This window comes from Kribbella sp. NPDC043289 (genome assembly GCF_056436705.1).
In genome coordinates this window covers 1157352-1173021 of sequence record NZ_JBWKCB010000002.1, presented here as the reverse complement: position 1 = coordinate 1173021, position 15670 = coordinate 1157352, and the positions used below count along the sequence as shown (strand labels likewise).

The window sequence follows — 15670 nt, the reverse complement described above, 5'->3', positions numbered from 1 at the left end:
GCCTCACAACCCGCCAGTAAACGCCCACCCCACCCCACATGCAACCCAGTCGCAAAACCGCCACACTGTGGACGTGCCCACCTACCCCGACGTCACGCCCACCGAGCGCCGCGCCCTGGAACAGTTCCTCGACTTTCACCGCACCGGCGTTCTCCACACCCTCGACGACCTCTCCGACGACGAAGCCGCGAGTCGGTTCCTGCCTGCCACAGACCTGACCGTCGGCGGGATCGTGAAGCACCTCGCCGCGATGGAGGATCTGTGGTTCAGCCACAAGTTCCTCGACGTCCCGTCGGCCGAGCCGTGGCGCTCGGCGCCGTTCGACCAGGACATCGACTGGGACTTTCACTCGGCGGCCGGTAACACCGTCGGCGAGCTGCGTGAGCTGTACGCGAGCGCGTGTGATGCCAGCCGGCGAATCACCGCGCGGGTCGAGTCCCTCGACACTCTCGCCGTACGGGGGTCGTTCGGCGGGAAGTTGGTCAGCCTGCGGTGGATCTACCTGCACATGATCGAGGAGACCGCGCAGCATCGCGGGCATCTCGATCTGTTGCTGGACGGGGTGCTTCAGGCACAGAGAGATCAGGCGAGGCCGAGGCGGTAGGCGTAGGCGACGGCTTGGGCTCGGTCGCGGAGGTTGGCTTTGGCGAAGAGGTGGTTGATGTGGGTCTTGACGGTGGCTTCGCTGACGACCAGTTGGCGGGCGATCTCGGTGTTGGACAGGCCCTCGGCGATCAGGCGGAGTACTTCCAGTTCGCGCGGAGTGAGACCCGAGTCGGAGGCGTCGACCGGCCGTGAGGTGGAGGTGGTGCCTTCGATCAGGCGGCGTTGGACGTCGGCGTCGAGGATCGACTGACCCGCGGCGGCCGCCTCGAGCGCGCGGCCGATCGACTCGGCGTCGGCGTCCTTGGTGAGGAACCCGCGCGCCCCGGCTCGCAGCGCGGACAACACCGAGTCGTCGTCGCTGTACGTCGTGAGTACGACGACCTCCGTCCGCGGATGCTCGGTCCGTACCAGGCCCGTCGCCTCCACTCCGTCCATCGTCGGCATCCGCAGATCCACCAGCAGTACGTCGGGATCGTGCTCGGCCACCAGCTGAACGGCTTCCCGCCCGTCCGACGCCGCCGCGACCACGTCGATCCCGGGCAGCAACTTGAGCAGCGTCACCAGCCCGTCCCGCACCACGGTCTGATCGTCCGCGACCACCACTCGCACACTCATGCCGGCACCTTCAGCTCGACGCGCCAGCCCGTCGACGTCGGGCCGGCTTCCAATGATCCACCGGCCAGGTCGGCCCGTTCCCGCATCCCGAGCAGACCGTAACCACCTGGCGCCGCCCGTTCCGGCCGCTTCCCCTGCTGATCCTCCACGGTCAGCCGCAGCGGATCGCCGTACGCCAGCTCCACTCGCACCGCCGCGCCCGGCGCGTGCTTCCGGGTGTTCGCCAGCGCCTCCTGCAGGGTCCGGTACAGCGTGCCCATCACATCACCCGACAACTCCCGCTCGTCCCCCTCGACCACGAACTCCCCCGCCGCCTGGGTCTCCAGCCGGTACGCCGCCACAAGATCCGCCAGCGCCCGTACGTCGGGAACCGCGTCCTCCCGCAGCGCCGCCACCGCCCGCCGCGCCTCGGCCAACCCGTCGGCGGCGAGCCCCTGCGCCCGCGTCACCTGCTCGATCGCCTCGGGCGACGCCCCGTCCCGCACCAGCATCAACCGCGCCCCCTGCAGACTCAGCGAAAGCCCGGCCAGGGAGTGCGCGAGTACGTCGTGCACGTCGCGCGCGATGCGGGCCCGCTCGGCCAGGGCCGCGGCCCGCTCGTGCTCCTCGATCGCGGCCTGCTTGCGCGCCAGCGACACCTCGAGGTCTTCCAACTGCTGCTCGCGGGTCCGCCGGTTGATCGACGCGAACGTCAGTGCGATCACTCCGAACGCCGACCCGAACGCGGCGGTCCACGACCGGCTCGTGGCGTACAGCGGCAGGCTCGCCCCGAGGATGCCGACTCCGACGATCGCCCAGGCGAGCCGGTCGGGTTTGTAGTACCTGACCGCGGACCGGGTGGCCCAGAACGGGGCCACGATCATCACGCTCTCCGGCAGCGCGTACCAGAGCAGCGAACCGGAGATCACGAACACCAGTAGGCCGTAGCCGGCGCGCCCGAGCGGCTCGCCGTACCGGAGCCAGAGGGTCGAGATGTTGCTGACCACAACGATCAGGCCGAGGACGAGGATCACGGCGTACGGGAACCGGTGCTGGTCGTGGTTCCGGGCGGCGAGCGCGACCGAGATGATCGTCAGCACACTCGGGACCGCACGCAGCAGGAGACCAGCCACGGGCTCGTCCCGGAACTGGTCTCCCAGCGTCCACCTCATGAAGTCATCATGCCCGGTCGGCGGCGAACGGGATGTGCAGCGCCTGCGAGCGGCGGTAGATCATCGCGTTCTGGGCGGCGATCGTGACGCCGACGGTCAGCGCCAGCGACGCCTGGCCGAAGCTGTTGTGCGGCCACAGTGCGGCCGCCGCGAACGACGTACCGACACGCAGCGCGATGGTCACCAGCCAGAGCACCAGCGTCGTGGCGGTGCCCTTCTGGAACAGGCCCTCGTCGGTCTGGGTCAAGCGGATGCTCGCGCCGCGGGCGACCCCGAAACCGATCAGCAGGACACAGTCGAGAGCGAGGAAGGCGAGCTGACCGGTTGTCGCGGTGTGCAACGCGGACGACATCGACAGCAGCCCGTAGGTCAGCAGGATCCCAGGCATCAGGAACAGCGACCGCTGGGTGACGAGCGAGCCGGTCACCTGGCGGCCGACGACCCGGAACAGCACCAGCAGGCCCAGCAGGATTCCGATCACGGTCGACATTTCGGGGTCCTTTCGGAGGAGTTGTTGTTGGTGACAACACTCCTCGGAGCGGCCGTCCGGAACGTCAGCCCCGAGGTGAGACCCGGGTGGAACCGGGTCTCAACCCATGGGTTGACTCACGCGAGGGACACCAGGTCCAGGTAGTCGTCCGACCAGAGGTCCTCGGTGCCGTCGGGGAGGATCAGCACCCGGTCCGGGCGGAGCGCCTCGATGGCCCCCTCGTCGTGGGTGACCATCACGATCGCTCCCGGGTAGCTGCCGACCGCGCCCAGGACCTCGTCCCGCGAGGCCAGGTCGAGGTTGTTGGTCGGCTCGTCCAGCAGCAGCACGTTCGCGCTGGAGTGCACCAGACCCGCGAGCGCCAGCCGGGTCTTCTCGCCACCGGACAGGACGCCGGCCGGCTTGTCCACGTCGTCACCGCTGAACAGGAACGAGCCGAGCACGTTCCGGACCTCGCCGTCGGTCAGGCCGGGCGCGACCGCCGCCAGATTCTGCCGCACGGTCCCGGCCAGGTCCAGCGTGTCGTGCTCCTGGGCGAAGTACCCGAGCCGCAGACCGTGACCGGGTACGACGTGACCCTCGTCAGGCTGTTCGCGGGCCGCGAGCAGCCGGAGCAGCGTGGTCTTGCCCGCGCCGTTCAGCCCGAGGATGACGACTCGGCTGCCCCGGTCGACGGCCAGGTCGACACCGTTCAGTACCTGCAGACCGCCGTACGCTTTCTTCAGGCCGACCGCGGACAGCGGGGTCCGGCCGGACGGAGCGGGGGCCGGGAGCCGGATCTTGGCGACCCGGTTGGCCCGGCGGACCGGTTCGAGGCCGGCGAGCAGCTTGTCCGCCCGCCGGGCCATGTTCTTGGCCGCGACCGCCGTCCCCGCGCTCGCCTGCATCTTCGCCGCCTGCGTGTGCAGGACCGAGGCCTTGCGCTCGGCGACCGCGCGCTCGCGCTGCCGCCGCCGCTCGTCCAGGTCGAGCTGCTCGAGGTACTTCGTCCAGCCGGTGTTGTGCAGGTCGACCGTACGCCGCTGCGGATCCAGGTGGAACACCCGATTGACCGTTGCCTTGAGCAACTCGCGGTCGTGGCTGATCACGATCAGGCCACCGGCGTACGACTGCAGGAACTGCCGCAGCCAGAGCACCGAATCTGCGTCCAGGTGGTTGGTCGGCTCGTCGAGCAGCAGCGTCTCGTGCTGCGCGAACAGGATCCGGGCCAGCTCGACGCGGCGACGCTGACCGCCGGACAGCTGACCGATCGGCTGCATCAGGGCACGGTTGGGCAGGCCGACACCGGCTGCGAGCCGCGCCGCTTCCGCCTCGGCCGCGTAACCACCGCCGGCCTGGAATTCCGCTTCGGCCCGCGCGTACGCCGCCATCGCCTTCTCCTGCGCCTCGCCGGTGGCGGTGCTCATCGCCGCCTCGGTCTCGCGCAACCGGCGTACGGCGGTGTCGAGGTGCCGCGCCGACAGGATCCGGTCGGTGACGGTGAGCGCGGGATCGGCCGCGCGGGGGTCCTGCGGCAGGTAGCCGATCGACCCGGTGACGGCGATGTCCCCCGCCGCCGGACGCTCTTCGCCGGCCAGGGTCTTCAGCAGCGTGGTCTTGCCGGCGCCGTTGCGGCCGACGAGTCCGACGCGGTCCCCGACGCCGACGGTGAACGAGATGTCGGTCAGCAGCAACTGCGCGCCGACGCGAAGTTCTACACCGCGAACGGTGATCATGATGGTTACTCTCCGTGATAGCTAGTCGACACACCTCACCTGTAGAAGCGGGTGCGCCAGCTAGACACAGAGGCAAGTAGCCATACGTCCAAGGTAACCGGGCGGGCCAACAGCCGTCAGCTGATTTTCGCGGGCAGCTCGACGACGAAGCGTGCGCCGCCGCCCGGACGGTCGGTCACCTGGATGCTGCCGTGATGCCACTGCACGTGCCGGGCGACGATCGCCAGGCCGAGGCCGACGCCGCGGCCCCGACCGGAGGTCCCGCCGCGGCCGAAGCGTTCGAAGATGCTCGCCCGGTCCTCGACCGGGACGCCCGGCCCCGCGTCGTCGACCGTGATCACGACCCCCAGGCCACCGGCCCGGACACCGACGCCCTTGCAACCACCGGCATGGTCCTCGGCGTTCTCGACCAGGTTGGCGATCACCCGCTCGAGCCGGCGCTTGTCGGCCTGCAGCGTCAGCCCTTCGGCGTCCGGCTCGACCGTGGTCACGTCGCGTCCGGCGGTCGCGTCCGCCGCGGCCCGCACCAGGTCGGCGATCCGGACGATCTCCCGGCTCCCCCGGTCGCCACCGTCGTCGCGGGAGATCTCCAGCAGGTCGATCACCAGCCGGCGGAACCGGTCCAGGTCGTCACCGAGCAGTTCGACCGGCTCCCGCACCGCCTCGGGGAGTTCGGCGCGGTGGTTCTGGATCAGCTGCATCGAGTTCAGCATCGTCATCAACGGCGTCCGCAGCTCGTGGCTCACGTCGCCGGCGAACCGTGCGTCCGCCGCCACCCGCCGCTCCATGTCCGCCGCGGTCTGGTTGAACAACCGTGCCAGGCCGCCGAGGTCCTTGTCACTCTCCGCCTGCAGCCGCGCGTCCAGCTTCCCGCGGGCGACCGAGTCCGCGGCCTGGGTCAGCTCGGCCAACGGCCGCAACGCCACGGTGCTCGCCAGCCGCCCGACCGCGAGCCCGATCAACGCGGTCGCGATCGCCGCCGCGACCAGCGTGATCTTCAGCGTGCGCAGGGTGTTGTCCAGGCTCGTCAGCGGGTGCCACTCGAAGAACGCCTCACCCTGGCGCCCCATCGGCACCCCGACCGCGAGCACCGGCCGCCCGCCCACCTCGATCCGCCGCTGTACGACGGTGCCGGCGAGCGCGGTCTGGATCAGGTCCGACGGCAGGTCGGACGGTTTGCCGGTCAAGGCGTACCAATGGTCCTCGATGTACACCATCGACGCCGCCGCGTCTGTCGACGGCAAGCCGTTCATGACGTCGATCACCGACACCCCGGGCTGCAGCGTCGGGCCGCTGCACTCGGCCCGTTCGTGCCCCGGGCTGCACGGCACCGGCGCACCGAACAACCCGTACCGCAGCGCCGCGGCGTTGTCCGCCGTCACTGTCACCGCCGACGACTCGCGCTGGTCGGTGAGGTAGGTCGAGACCACTTTCCAGGTCACGATCGCCAGCACCGTCGAGAGGCCGAGCGCGAGCAGGCCGTACGCCAGCATCACGCGGCTCCGCAGGCTGAACCGGCCCAGCAAGGTCAGCTCACCAGTCGGTAGCCCAGACCGCGGGCAGTCACGAGATGCTTCGGGCTGGCCGGGTCGCGTTCGATCTTCAGCCGGAGCCGCCGGACGTGCACGTCGACGATCCGGCTGTCCCCGAAGTACCCGTACCCCCAGACCTTCGACAGCAACTGCTCCCGGCTCAGCACCTTGCCCTCGGCACCAGCCAGCTCGGCCAGCAGCTTGAACTCGGTCCGCGTCAGCGACAACGGTTCGCCGTCCCGCGTCACCTCGGCCCCTGGTACGTCGATCCGCAGGTCACCGATCTCGAGCAGGTTCGCCTGCCGCGCGTTGGCCGGCTCGACCCGCCGCAGCAGCGCCCGGATCCGGGCCGACAACTCCTTGGCAACAAGCGGTTTCGTCACGTAGTCGTCCGCGCCGGCCTCCAGCCCGGCGACCACGTCGTGACTGTCCGTCCGCGCCGTCACCATGATCACCGGTACGTCGCTCGCGCGCCGGATCTCCCGGCAGACGGCGAACCCGTCCCGATCCGGCAGCATCAGGTCCAGCAGCACCACGTCCGGAGTCTCCCGGCGCAGTGCCGCCAACGCGTCGTACCCGTTGGCCGCCTCGGTGACCTGATAGCCCTCGTCCTCCAGGGCAAGCCGCAGCACCCGCCGGATCCGCGGCTCGTCGTCGACCAGCAACAGGCTGTGTGCCACGGGAACAGTGTCGCTCATGCGGAGGGCCCCGGCGGGGTTACGGCTGTCATGAATCCGTCATGTTCTCGCCTGGCGTGGTTGACATCCTCTTGACGGTTGCGTGCTCGCTGGTTCCGGCTGCGCCCGGAAGTCCTAACTTCAGCGCTATCGAGTCCCGGAGGAGGACCAATGGCCAGAAGACGGCTGGCGGCATTATCTCTTGCCGCCGCGGCGAGCATTGCGCTCGCCGCCTGTAGCGGTGGTGGCACCACACCGTCCGGATCCGGCACCAGCACAGCCGGTACTCCGGTCACCGGTGGCACCCTGAACTTGCTCGGCTCGGGTGACGTCGACTATATGGACCCGAACATCAGCTATTACTCGGTCGGGTACATGAACCTGCGGATGTGGAGCCGCCAACTGTTCACCTACCCGGCCGATCCGGGCAAGGACAACACGACGCCGGTGGCCGACCTCGCCACTGAGATCCCGACCACCTCGAACGGCGGGATCAGCGCCGACGGCAAGACGTACACGATCAAGATCCGGCCCGGCGCCAAGTGGAACACCAGCCCTGCCCGGGCGGTGACCGCGGAGGACATGGTGCGCGGCGTGAAGCGGACCGCGAACCCGATCCAGCCCTTCGGCGGTATTCCGGACTACGCCAGCCTGCTGGTCGGGTACCAGTCGTTCCTCGACGGGTTCTCCAAGGCTCCGAAGACCATCGCGGGCCTCAAGGAGTACATCGACAAGACGCCGCTGCCGGGCGTGGTCGCCAAGGACGCGAGCACGGTCGAGTTCCATCTCGTCCACCCGGCGACGTACTTCGTCGGCATGCTGACACTGACGGCGTTCTCGCCGGCGCCCGTGGAATCGCTCAACTACCTGCCGATCAGCACCGAGCTCGGGAACCATTACCCGTCCGACGGCCCGTACAAGGTCGACAGCTGGGTGCCGACCAAGTCGATCTCGTACTCGCGCAACCCAGCCTGGGACCCGGCGTCCGACCCGGTTCGTAAGGCGTACGTCGACAAGATCCTGGTCAACGAGACGGTCGCCCAGGACTCGATCCAGCAGCAGCTGCAGACCGGGACCCCGTCCGCGGACCTCGAGTTCGACATCGCCCCACCACCGTCGCAGCTGCCGGCCCTGATCGCGAAGAAAGACCCGGGCCTGAACCTCGGGCTGACCGCGTCCAGCAATCCGTACGTCGTCTACAACACCGCGTCACCGAACAACAACAAGGCGCTGGCGAACGTGAAGGTGCGGCAGGCGATCAGCTACGCGATCAACCGCGCCAACATCCTCCAGGTCATCGGCGGTCCGACGATCAACCCGCCGCTGACGCACGTGCTGCCGGACAACATCCTCGGTTCCAAGCAGAACGACCCGTATCCGTACAACGTGGACAAGGCCAAGCAGTTGCTGCAGGAGGCGGGCTTCCCGCACCTGACGCTGAAGTTCCTGTACCGCAACGCGTCCGAGGGCAGCAGCAAGGCATTCCAGACCATCCAGCAGGACCTGTCCAAGGCGGGTATCACGGTGACCGGCGTACCGTCGCCGAACGCGGACTTCTACGTGAAGTACCTGCAGGTGCCAACCGTCGCGCAACGCGGCGTCTGGGACCTCTCGCTGGCCGGTTGGGGCGCTGACTGGTACGGCAACGCGGCCCTGTCGTTCTTCAACCCGCTGTTCTCCGGGCAGCCGTCGTTCCCGCCGATCGGCAGCAACTTCGGGCTGTACAACAACCCGCAGACCAACACGATGATCCAGCAGGCCGCGATGGCGACCAGCGACGACCAGACGGCGGCTCTGTGGGCGAAGGCCGACGCGCAGGTGATGGCCGACGCGCCGTTCTACCCGCTGACCAACCCGAAGAACGCGAACTACCACGCCCCGCAGGTGCAGAACGCCGTCTACGTACCGGCTCTGCAGGGCTTCGATCCGACGAACGTCTGGCTCACCAAGGACAAGCAGGGCGGCTGACAACCTCATGGCTGTATTGAATGCCGCGCCTCCGGCGCGGGGGCCACGGGGCTGTGACTCCCGTCCTTCCCTCGTCGCTCTGGTCGCTTCGCTCCCTCCGCTCCTCAGTCCAGGACGGGAGGCCCCATGGCCCTGCTTGAAGTAAGGGACCTCAGGGTCTCCTTCGACACCCCGGACGGCACCGTCCGTGCCGTCCGGGGGGTGTCGTTCGACGCGGAAGCCGGTCAGACGCTCGCGATCGTGGGAGAGTCCGGGTCCGGCAAGAGCGTCGCCACCCAGACGATCACCGGCCTGACCCGCGGCGCGGAGGTGTCCGGTACCGCGTTCTTCGACGGGACGGACCTGATCACCGCGGACGAGGCCACGTTCCGGCGGCTGCGGGGCGCCCAGATCGGAATGATCTTCCAGGATCCGCTGTCCAGCCTGCACCCGTTGTACCGGATCGGCTGGCAGATCGTCGAGATGATCCGCGCGCACGACCTGGAGATCAGCAAGCAGGCGGCCCGGAAGCGGGCCGCCGAGCTGCTGACGATGGTCGGCATCCCGCGCGCGGAGGAACGCATCGACGACTATCCGCACCAGTTCTCCGGCGGGATGCGCCAACGCGTGATGATCGCGATGGCGATGGCCCTTGACCCGGCGCTGCTGATCGCGGACGAGCCGACCACCGCGCTCGACGTGACCGTGCAGGCCCAGGTGCTGAACGTGATGCGCCGGCTCCAGGAGGAGTTCGGTACGGCGATCATCCTGATCACCCACGACCTCGGAGTGGTGGCCGAGATGGCCGACGAGGTGGTGGTGATGTACGCCGGCTCGGTGATGGAGCGGGCGCCGCGCCGGGAGATCTTCTACCACAACCATCACCCGTACACGCAGGGCCTGCTGGCCTCGTTGCCGGCCCGCAGCGGTGACCGGCTGACACCGATCCCGGGGACGCCACCGAGCCTGATCGGCGAGCGCAAGGGCTGCCCGTTCGCGCCCCGCTGCGACCACGCGTTCGACAAATGCCGCACCGAGGTGCCGCCGCTCACCGACGTCGCCCGCGATCCCCGGCACCAGTCGGCCTGCTGGCTCCCGCACGACAAGACCGAGGCGGCCGCATCGTGAACGACGACGTACTGCTCAAGGTGGACAACGTCCGCAAGGAGTTCCCGACCCATTCCCGCGAAGTGGTCCAGGCGGTCGCCGACGTGACCCTGGACGTGCACAAGGGCGATACCCTCGGCCTGGTCGGCGAGACCGGCTGCGGCAAGTCCACGCTGGCCCGCTGCATGGCCAGGTTGTACGACGTGACGTCGGGAACAGTGTGGTTCGAGGGACAGGACATCACCAAGCTGTCCCGGAAGGCGATGCGGCCGCTGCGCCGCGACATCCAGATGATCTTCCAGGACCCTTACGGCTCGCTCAACCCGCGGCGCCGGGTCGGCTCGATCATCGGCGACCCGTTCGCGATCCACAAGATTGCCTCGAGCAACGATCGGAAGAAGAAGGTCCAGGAACTGATGGAGCTGGTCGGGCTGAATCCCGAGCACTACAACCGGTTCCCGGCCGAGTTCTCCGGTGGCCAACGGCAACGGATCGGGGTCGCCCGGGCGCTCGCACTGCGTCCGAAACTGATGATCTGCGACGAGCCGGTATCCGCACTGGACGTGTCGATCCAGGCCCAGGTCATCAACCTGCTCAGGGACCTGCAGAAGGAGTTCGACCTGACGTACGTGTTCATCACGCACGACCTGTCCGTGGTTCGGCACGTGAGCGACCGGATCGCGGTGATGTACCTGGGCAAGATCGTCGAGCTCGCACCGACCGACGAACTGTTCGGGCAGACCCGGCACCCGTACACCCGGGCGTTGCTGTCGGCACTGCCGGTGGCGGACCCGGACACCGCCGACAGCCGCGAGCAGATCATCCTCGGGGGCGACATTCCCGCCGCGACGAACCCGCCGGAGGGGTGCAGGTTTCACACGCGGTGCCCGAAAGCCCGGGCCGACTGCGTCCAGAGCGAGCCGCCGCTGATCGCCGTACTCGACGACACCGACGAGCACCGCACCGCCTGCTTCCATCCACTCACGGTGGGCGAAGACTTGTCCACCGCCGTCCCGGACTTGAAGGCATCATGACTCTGCTTTTGGCCGGGTCTCCGGCACCGGCGTGGTCCTGGGGCCTCGGCTCCCGGTCTTCCCTCGTCGCTGCAGTCGCTTCGCTCCCTCCGCTCCTCAGTCCAGACCGGGAAACCCCATGACCTCAACCATTGAACTCGTCGATGTGCTCGACGAGCCGCGGGTGATCGAGGGCCGTAGTCCGTTCTCGCTGGCCATGCGGCGCTTGCGCAAGGACAAGGTCGCGATGATCTCGCTGGTCGTGATCGTGCTGATCGTGCTGATGGCGATCTTCGCGCCGGTCTTCGCGGCCGTCACGGGCCATCCGCCGAACGAGCAGTACCGCGACATCGGGCTGACTCCGGACGGGTTGCCGCGCGGGCCGAACGGCACGTTCTGGCTTGGCACCGACGACCTGGGCCGGGACATCCTGGTCCGGATCGCGTACGGCGCCCGGATCTCGCTGCTCGTCGGTGTGCTCGCCACCGCCATCACCGTCGCCGTCGGCGTCGTGCTGGGTCTCGCGGCGGGGTTCCTCGGGGGGATCACCGACACGCTTCTGGCGCGGCTGATCGACGTCATCCTGTGTGTGCCGTTCCTGCTGGTCGCGGTCGCGCTGGTGGCGATCACCGGCCCGAGCCTGACCGTCACGGTCCTGGTGATCGGCTTCTTCAGCTGGGCGGCGGTGGCCCGGATCGTCCGCGGCCAGGTCCTGACGTTGCGGGAGCGTGAGTTCGTCGAGGCGGCCCGCTCCCTCGGGGCGAGCGACCGGCGGATCATGTTCGTCGACATCCTGCCGAACGTGCTCGCGCCGGTGATCGTCTACACCACGCTGCTGATCCCGGTGGTGATCGTCGTCCAGGCCACCCTGTCGTTCCTCGGACTCGGACTGCCACCACCCACCGCCGACTGGGGCGGCATGATCAGTACGTCGCAGAACTACTACACGACCGCCTGGTGGTTCATCTTGTTCCCGGGGCTGGCCCTGCTGATCACCACGCTCGCCTTCAACCTCTTCGGTGACGGGGTCCGGGACGCCTTCGACCCCCGCGCGGATCGGACCTGACATGGGTTGGTTCCTGCTGCGCCGGATCGGTCACGGGATCCTGGTCCTGTGGCTGGTCACGGTGGCCGTCTTCGGACTGTTCTTCATCGCGCCGAACAACGTCGCCCAGACCCTCGCCGGCCGGCAGGCGACGCCGGACACGATCGCGCTGATCAGGCACCGTCTGGGTCTCGACCTGCCGCTGTGGAGGCAGTACCTGGACTTCCTCGGCAACTCGTTGAAGGGGAACCTCGGGTACGACTACTACCACCAGGTGTCGGTCACCCACATCATCGCGCAGGCGCTGCCGATCACGCTGTCACTGGCTCTCGGCGCCGCCGTGCTGTGGATGGTGCTGGGGATCTTCAACGGCGTGGTCTCGGCGACGCACCCGCGAACGTTCGCCGACCGCGGGCTGACGCTGTTCTCGCTGGTCTTCTACTCGTTCCCGTCGTTCCTGCTCGCCCTGTTGCTGCTGTACTTCCTGTACTTCCGGCTCACCGTCGCGGGGTTCGCCTGGTTCCCGGCCGGTGGCTATGTGCCGCTGACCAGCGGGATCGGTCCGTGGTTCCAGCACCTGATCCTGCCCTGGGTGGCGCTGGCCTTGTTGCTGGCCGCAACGTATACCCGGCTGACCCGCGGCTCGATGCTGGACGTGCTCGGCGAGGACTACATCCGGACCGCTCGCTCGAAGGGGATCCGCGAGCGCCGCGTGATCTACCGGCACGGTCTGCGCAGCGCGCTGACGCCGGTGCTCACGCAGTTCGGGATCGACCTGGGTCAGCTGGTCGGCGGTGTGGTCGTCATCGAGACCGTGTTCAGCATGCCCGGGCTGGGGCAGACGGCCATCGTGGCGATCAACCAGCAGGACCTGCCGGTGATCATCGGCATCGTGCTGTTCGCGTCGGCGGCGGTCGTGGTGGCGAACATCCTGGTCGACATCGGCTACGCCGTCCTGGACCCGAGGGTCCGGCTGCACTAGCTCCCTGGGGTTCCTTGGTCGGGTTTGCCCCGGGGCCGGTACCGAAGAACGGGTAGTGGGTGGTCTGTAGGGCCTGCCGGAACGGGTCACTACGTATTACTCCCGAACACCACCCGTTCTTCGGTACGTTGTCGTGGTGCGGATCGCGGTTTATGGTGCGGGCGGCATCGGTTGCTACGTGGGTGGCCGGCTCGCCGCGACGGGGACGCCGGTGACGTTCGTCGGCCGGCAACGGATGGCTGCCGCGGTGGCGTCGTCCGGGCTGCGGCTGACCGACTATCTCGGCGCCGACCTTCGGGTCGAGGACGTGCGGTTCGAGACGACACCAGCCGGAGCCGCCGAGGCCGATCTGGTGCTCGTGACGGTGAAGTCCGCGGCGACGGCAGGTGCCGCGGAGGAGCTGGCACGCGTTCTGAAGCCGGGCGCGGTCTTGGTGAGTTTCCAGAACGGGATCCGGAACGGCGAGGTACTGCGATCGCGGTTGGATGCGCAGGTCGTCGTACCGGGGATGGTTCCGTTCAACGTGCTGAACCGGGGCGCTGGGGTGTTCCATCAGGGCACGGAGGGCGCCCTCGACGTACAGCGGGATGCTGCGCTGGCGCCGTACGTCGAGGCGTTCGCGCGGGCGGGACTGCCGCTGACACAGCACGACGACATCGTTCCGGTGCAGTGGTCGAAGCTCTTGCTGAACCTGAACAACCCGATCAACGCGCTGTCGAACCTGCCGTTGCGCGACGAGCTCTCGCAGCGCGCCTACCGCCGCTGCCTCGCGGCCGCGCAGAGCGAGACCCTCGGGCTGCTCGAGGCGGCGAAGATCGAGCCGGCGCAGCTACTGCCGTTGCCGATGCGCTGGTTCCCGGCGATCCTCCGGCTGCCGGACTTCGTTTTCCGGCGGGTGGCCGGGAAGATGCTCGCGATCGACCCGCTGGCGCGGACGTCGATGTGGGAGGACCTCGAGGCCGGCCGGCCCACCGAGATCGATTACCTGAACGGCGAGGTCGTGCGGCTCGCGGAGTCACTCGACCGGCCGGCTCCGGTCAACCGGACCCTCGTCACGCTGATTCGCGAGGCCGAGCGCACCCGCCGGGTCTGGCCGGGACCCGAACTGCTCAGCGCTTTGATGACCACCAAATGAGATACCGGTCTCGAATTCTGAACCGCTTGCCCTAAGGTGACCGCATGGACGTAGCGGTGATCGGTGGGAGTGTGGCCGGGCTCCAGGCCGCCCTGACGCTCGGGCGGGCTCGCCGGCAGGTGGTGGTCTTCGACGACCAGCAGCCACGGAACCGGGCCGCGGAGCATGTGCACAACTATCTGGGCGTCGCGGACGCTTCCCCGGCCGAGCTTCTCGCCGCCGGACGGCGTCAGCTGGCGACGTACGGCGTTGAGGTCCGGAACACCCGCATCGAGGATGTGATCGCGGGCGATGACGGATTCGTCGTCGACGGGGTGCCGGTGCGGGCCGTCGTACTCGCGACTGGGCTGTGGGACGAGTTGCCGACCGTACCGGGCCTGGCCGCGGGCTGGGGGCGGTCCGTCGTGGCTTGCCCGCATTGCCACGGGTGGGAGGTACGCGGCGAGGCGCTGGTGCAGATCGGGATGCGTGGTGCTCCGGAGAAGTCGGTGTCGCGGGCGTTGCTGCTCAGCCGGTGGAGCGACAACGTGGTGCTCTGCACGGACGGCGACAAGCTCGCGGACGAGCATGTGGAGCGCTTGAGCCGAGCCGGGGTGGTGGTTCGCACCGAGGCAGTCGAGGAGGTACAGGCGACGGCCTCGACGTCACGAATCCTGCTCGCTGGTGGCACCGAGCTGACTGCGCGGCGAGTGTTCGCGGTGGTGCGGCAGCATCAGCAGAGCGACCTCGCGGAGCGCCTGGGGTGCCAGGTGACCGACGGCGCGGTGGTTGCCGATGACGGCGGACGGACGACTGTCCCTGGCGTCTACGCGGTCGGTACGGCGGCCAATCCCGCGCTCCTCGCGATCGGTGCCGCGGGTCACGCGAGTACGGCGGCGGTCGCCGTACACGGGGATCTTCTCGAGCTAGATCTGGGCAGCCGGTGGTAGTCGGCTGGGGTCCGCGATCGGCCAGTCGATAGGCGGCGTGGTGAGCTGGTCCAGTTGTAGCAGGCACCACGGTGAGAGGTCCGGAATGTCGCGCAGCTCGTCCCACTGCGCCCAGCGGTAGTCGGCGACCTCAGACGGATTCGGCGTGGGGTCACCGGTCCACCACACTCGGTACACCGGGCAGATCTCGTTCTCGACCGGGCCGTTCGGCATCTCCGCGCGGTACCGGAACTCGGGCAGCACCAGGTCGACGGCGGCCGACGGGTCGACCGCGATCCCGAGCTCGTCCGCGAGCCGGCGCCGTACGGCGTGCTCGAGCGGCTCGCCCGGAAGTGGGTGCCCGCAGCAACTATTGGTCCAGACGCCCGGCCAGGTCGGCTTGCCGAACGCACGCTGGGTGAGCAGCACCCGCCCGGCCGTGTCCACGACGTAGCTGGAGAACGCGAGGTGCAGCGGCGTCGCCGCGTGGTGGACCGCCGCCTTCGCCTCGGTCCCGAGCGCCCGCCCGCCGTCGTCCACCAGCACAACCCGTTCCTCGATCACACCCCCGAGCCTAGTGCTCCGACGCGGGCACTAGGGCACGCCTCTGCTAGCCTGAGGACGTGATCAAGCACCGCGTGACCTATCGACCGGCTCTGGGAGGAGCCGGCCTTCGGTAGTCCGCGCAGTCGCTCCACCCAGAGCCTCCGAGGCAGGAACCGTCCGGTTCCTGCCTCTTTCCGTTGC

General features: G+C 68.7%; 15 protein-coding genes. 8 read left to right on the top strand and 7 right to left on the bottom strand.

The features are described from left to right. The first annotated feature begins 73 nt into the window (after nucleotides 1-73). Complete coding sequence (locus tag AC0662_RS17390; RefSeq protein ID WP_478301667.1) at nucleotides 74-604, top strand: DinB family protein; 531 nt, start codon at nucleotides 74-76, stop codon at nucleotides 602-604. On the opposite strand, the gene AC0662_RS17385 is transcribed toward AC0662_RS17390, so the two are convergent. The 6 genes from AC0662_RS17385 to AC0662_RS17360 form a co-directional block, all read right to left on the bottom strand. Further along, nucleotides 583-1221 carry a response regulator gene (locus AC0662_RS17385; protein WP_452195184.1) on the bottom strand — a complete coding sequence of 213 codons (639 nt, stop codon included), beginning with the start codon at nucleotides 1219-1221 and terminating at the stop codon, nucleotides 583-585. The two genes, AC0662_RS17390 and AC0662_RS17385, sit on opposite strands and share 22 nt — an antisense overlap. After that, a complete protein-coding gene (locus AC0662_RS17380; protein ID WP_478301665.1) occupies nucleotides 1218-2372 on the bottom strand; it encodes a sensor histidine kinase in 1155 nt (384 codons plus the stop codon). The genes AC0662_RS17385 and AC0662_RS17380 overlap by 4 nt, the downstream gene beginning before the upstream one ends. 7 nt (nucleotides 2373-2379) lie before the next feature. Next, nucleotides 2380-2862 carry a hypothetical protein gene (locus AC0662_RS17375; RefSeq protein WP_478301663.1) on the bottom strand — a complete coding sequence of 161 codons (483 nt, stop codon included), beginning with the start codon at nucleotides 2860-2862 and terminating at the stop codon, nucleotides 2380-2382. Between the two features lie 116 nt (nucleotides 2863-2978). After that, nucleotides 2979-4577, bottom strand: coding sequence for an ABC-F family ATP-binding cassette domain-containing protein (locus AC0662_RS17370; RefSeq protein WP_478301661.1), 1599 nt, complete (start codon nucleotides 4575-4577; stop codon nucleotides 2979-2981). Nucleotides 4578-4693: 116 nt separating this feature from the next. Continuing rightward, nucleotides 4694-6103, bottom strand: a complete 1410-nt coding sequence (locus tag AC0662_RS17365) for a HAMP domain-containing sensor histidine kinase (RefSeq protein ID WP_452195178.1) — start codon at nucleotides 6101-6103, stop codon at nucleotides 4694-4696. 2 nt (nucleotides 6104-6105) lie between these two features. Next, nucleotides 6106-6789 (bottom strand): response regulator, encoded by a 684-nt coding sequence (locus AC0662_RS17360; RefSeq protein ID WP_452195176.1) that lies wholly within the window; start codon nucleotides 6787-6789, stop codon nucleotides 6106-6108. 168 nt (nucleotides 6790-6957) lie between these two features. Between AC0662_RS17360 and AC0662_RS17355 the strand changes: the two genes are divergently transcribed. The 7 genes from AC0662_RS17355 to AC0662_RS17325 all read left to right on the top strand — a co-directional run bounded on the left by AC0662_RS17355 (nucleotide 6958) and on the right by AC0662_RS17325 (nucleotide 14944). Beyond that, nucleotides 6958-8754: an ABC transporter substrate-binding protein gene (locus tag AC0662_RS17355; RefSeq protein WP_452195174.1), complete on the top strand. Its 1797-nt coding sequence runs from the start codon at nucleotides 6958-6960 to the stop codon at nucleotides 8752-8754. Between the two features lie 126 nt (nucleotides 8755-8880). Further along, entirely contained in the window at nucleotides 8881-9861 is a 981-nt protein-coding gene (locus tag AC0662_RS17350; protein WP_452195172.1) for an ABC transporter ATP-binding protein, read from the top strand. Then, the gene (locus tag AC0662_RS17345; RefSeq protein WP_478301657.1) at nucleotides 9858-10874 is read left to right on the top strand and encodes an ABC transporter ATP-binding protein; all 1017 of its coding nucleotides are present in this window, start codon (nucleotides 9858-9860) and stop codon (nucleotides 10872-10874) included. Before AC0662_RS17350 ends, AC0662_RS17345 begins: the two co-directional genes overlap by 4 nt. A gap of 118 nt (nucleotides 10875-10992) precedes the next feature. Then, complete coding sequence (locus tag AC0662_RS17340; protein WP_452195169.1) at nucleotides 10993-11919, top strand: ABC transporter permease; 927 nt, start codon at nucleotides 10993-10995, stop codon at nucleotides 11917-11919. 1 nt (nucleotide 11920) lies between these two features. Then, nucleotides 11921-12880, top strand: coding sequence for an ABC transporter permease (locus AC0662_RS17335; RefSeq protein ID WP_452195168.1), 960 nt, complete (start codon nucleotides 11921-11923; stop codon nucleotides 12878-12880). A 136-nt stretch (nucleotides 12881-13016) separates the two neighbouring features. Then, nucleotides 13017-14015 (top strand): 2-dehydropantoate 2-reductase, encoded by a 999-nt coding sequence (locus AC0662_RS17330; RefSeq protein WP_478301654.1) that lies wholly within the window; start codon nucleotides 13017-13019, stop codon nucleotides 14013-14015. Nucleotides 14016-14059: 44 nt separating this feature from the next. Further along, the gene (locus AC0662_RS17325) at nucleotides 14060-14944 is read left to right on the top strand and encodes an NAD(P)/FAD-dependent oxidoreductase (protein WP_452195164.1); all 885 of its coding nucleotides are present in this window, start codon (nucleotides 14060-14062) and stop codon (nucleotides 14942-14944) included. Here AC0662_RS17325 and idi read toward each other — a convergent pair. Beyond that, the gene (idi, locus tag AC0662_RS17320) at nucleotides 14921-15487 is read right to left on the bottom strand and encodes an isopentenyl-diphosphate Delta-isomerase (protein ID WP_478301652.1); all 567 of its coding nucleotides are present in this window, start codon (nucleotides 15485-15487) and stop codon (nucleotides 14921-14923) included. The genes AC0662_RS17325 and idi overlap by 24 nt on opposite strands. Between the last annotated feature and the right edge of the window lie 183 nt (nucleotides 15488-15670).

What these genes read in the sequence shown, in the direction of transcription:
- AC0662_RS17385 (WP_452195184.1), bottom strand. Translation starts at nt 1,221, where the DNA reads ATGAGTGTGCGAGTGGTGGTCGCGGACGATCAGACCGTGGTGCGGGAC.
- AC0662_RS17380 (WP_478301665.1), bottom strand. Translation starts at nt 2,372, where the DNA reads ATGAGGTGGACGCTGGGAGACCAGTTCCGGGACGAGCCCGTGGCTGGT.
- AC0662_RS17375 (WP_478301663.1), bottom strand. Translation starts at nt 2,862, where the DNA reads ATGTCGACCGTGATCGGAATCCTGCTGGGCCTGCTGGTGCTGTTCCGG.
- AC0662_RS17370 (WP_478301661.1), bottom strand. Translation starts at nt 4,577, where the DNA reads ATGATCACCGTTCGCGGTGTAGAACTTCGCGTCGGCGCGCAGTTGCTG.
- AC0662_RS17355 (WP_452195174.1), top strand. Translation starts at nt 6,958, where the DNA reads ATGGCCAGAAGACGGCTGGCGGCATTATCTCTTGCCGCCGCGGCGAGC.
- AC0662_RS17350 (WP_452195172.1), top strand. Translation starts at nt 8,881, where the DNA reads ATGGCCCTGCTTGAAGTAAGGGACCTCAGGGTCTCCTTCGACACCCCG.
- AC0662_RS17340 (WP_452195169.1), top strand. Translation starts at nt 10,993, where the DNA reads ATGACCTCAACCATTGAACTCGTCGATGTGCTCGACGAGCCGCGGGTG.
- AC0662_RS17335 (WP_452195168.1), top strand. Translation starts at nt 11,921, where the DNA reads ATGGGTTGGTTCCTGCTGCGCCGGATCGGTCACGGGATCCTGGTCCTG.
- AC0662_RS17325 (WP_452195164.1), top strand. Translation starts at nt 14,060, where the DNA reads ATGGACGTAGCGGTGATCGGTGGGAGTGTGGCCGGGCTCCAGGCCGCC.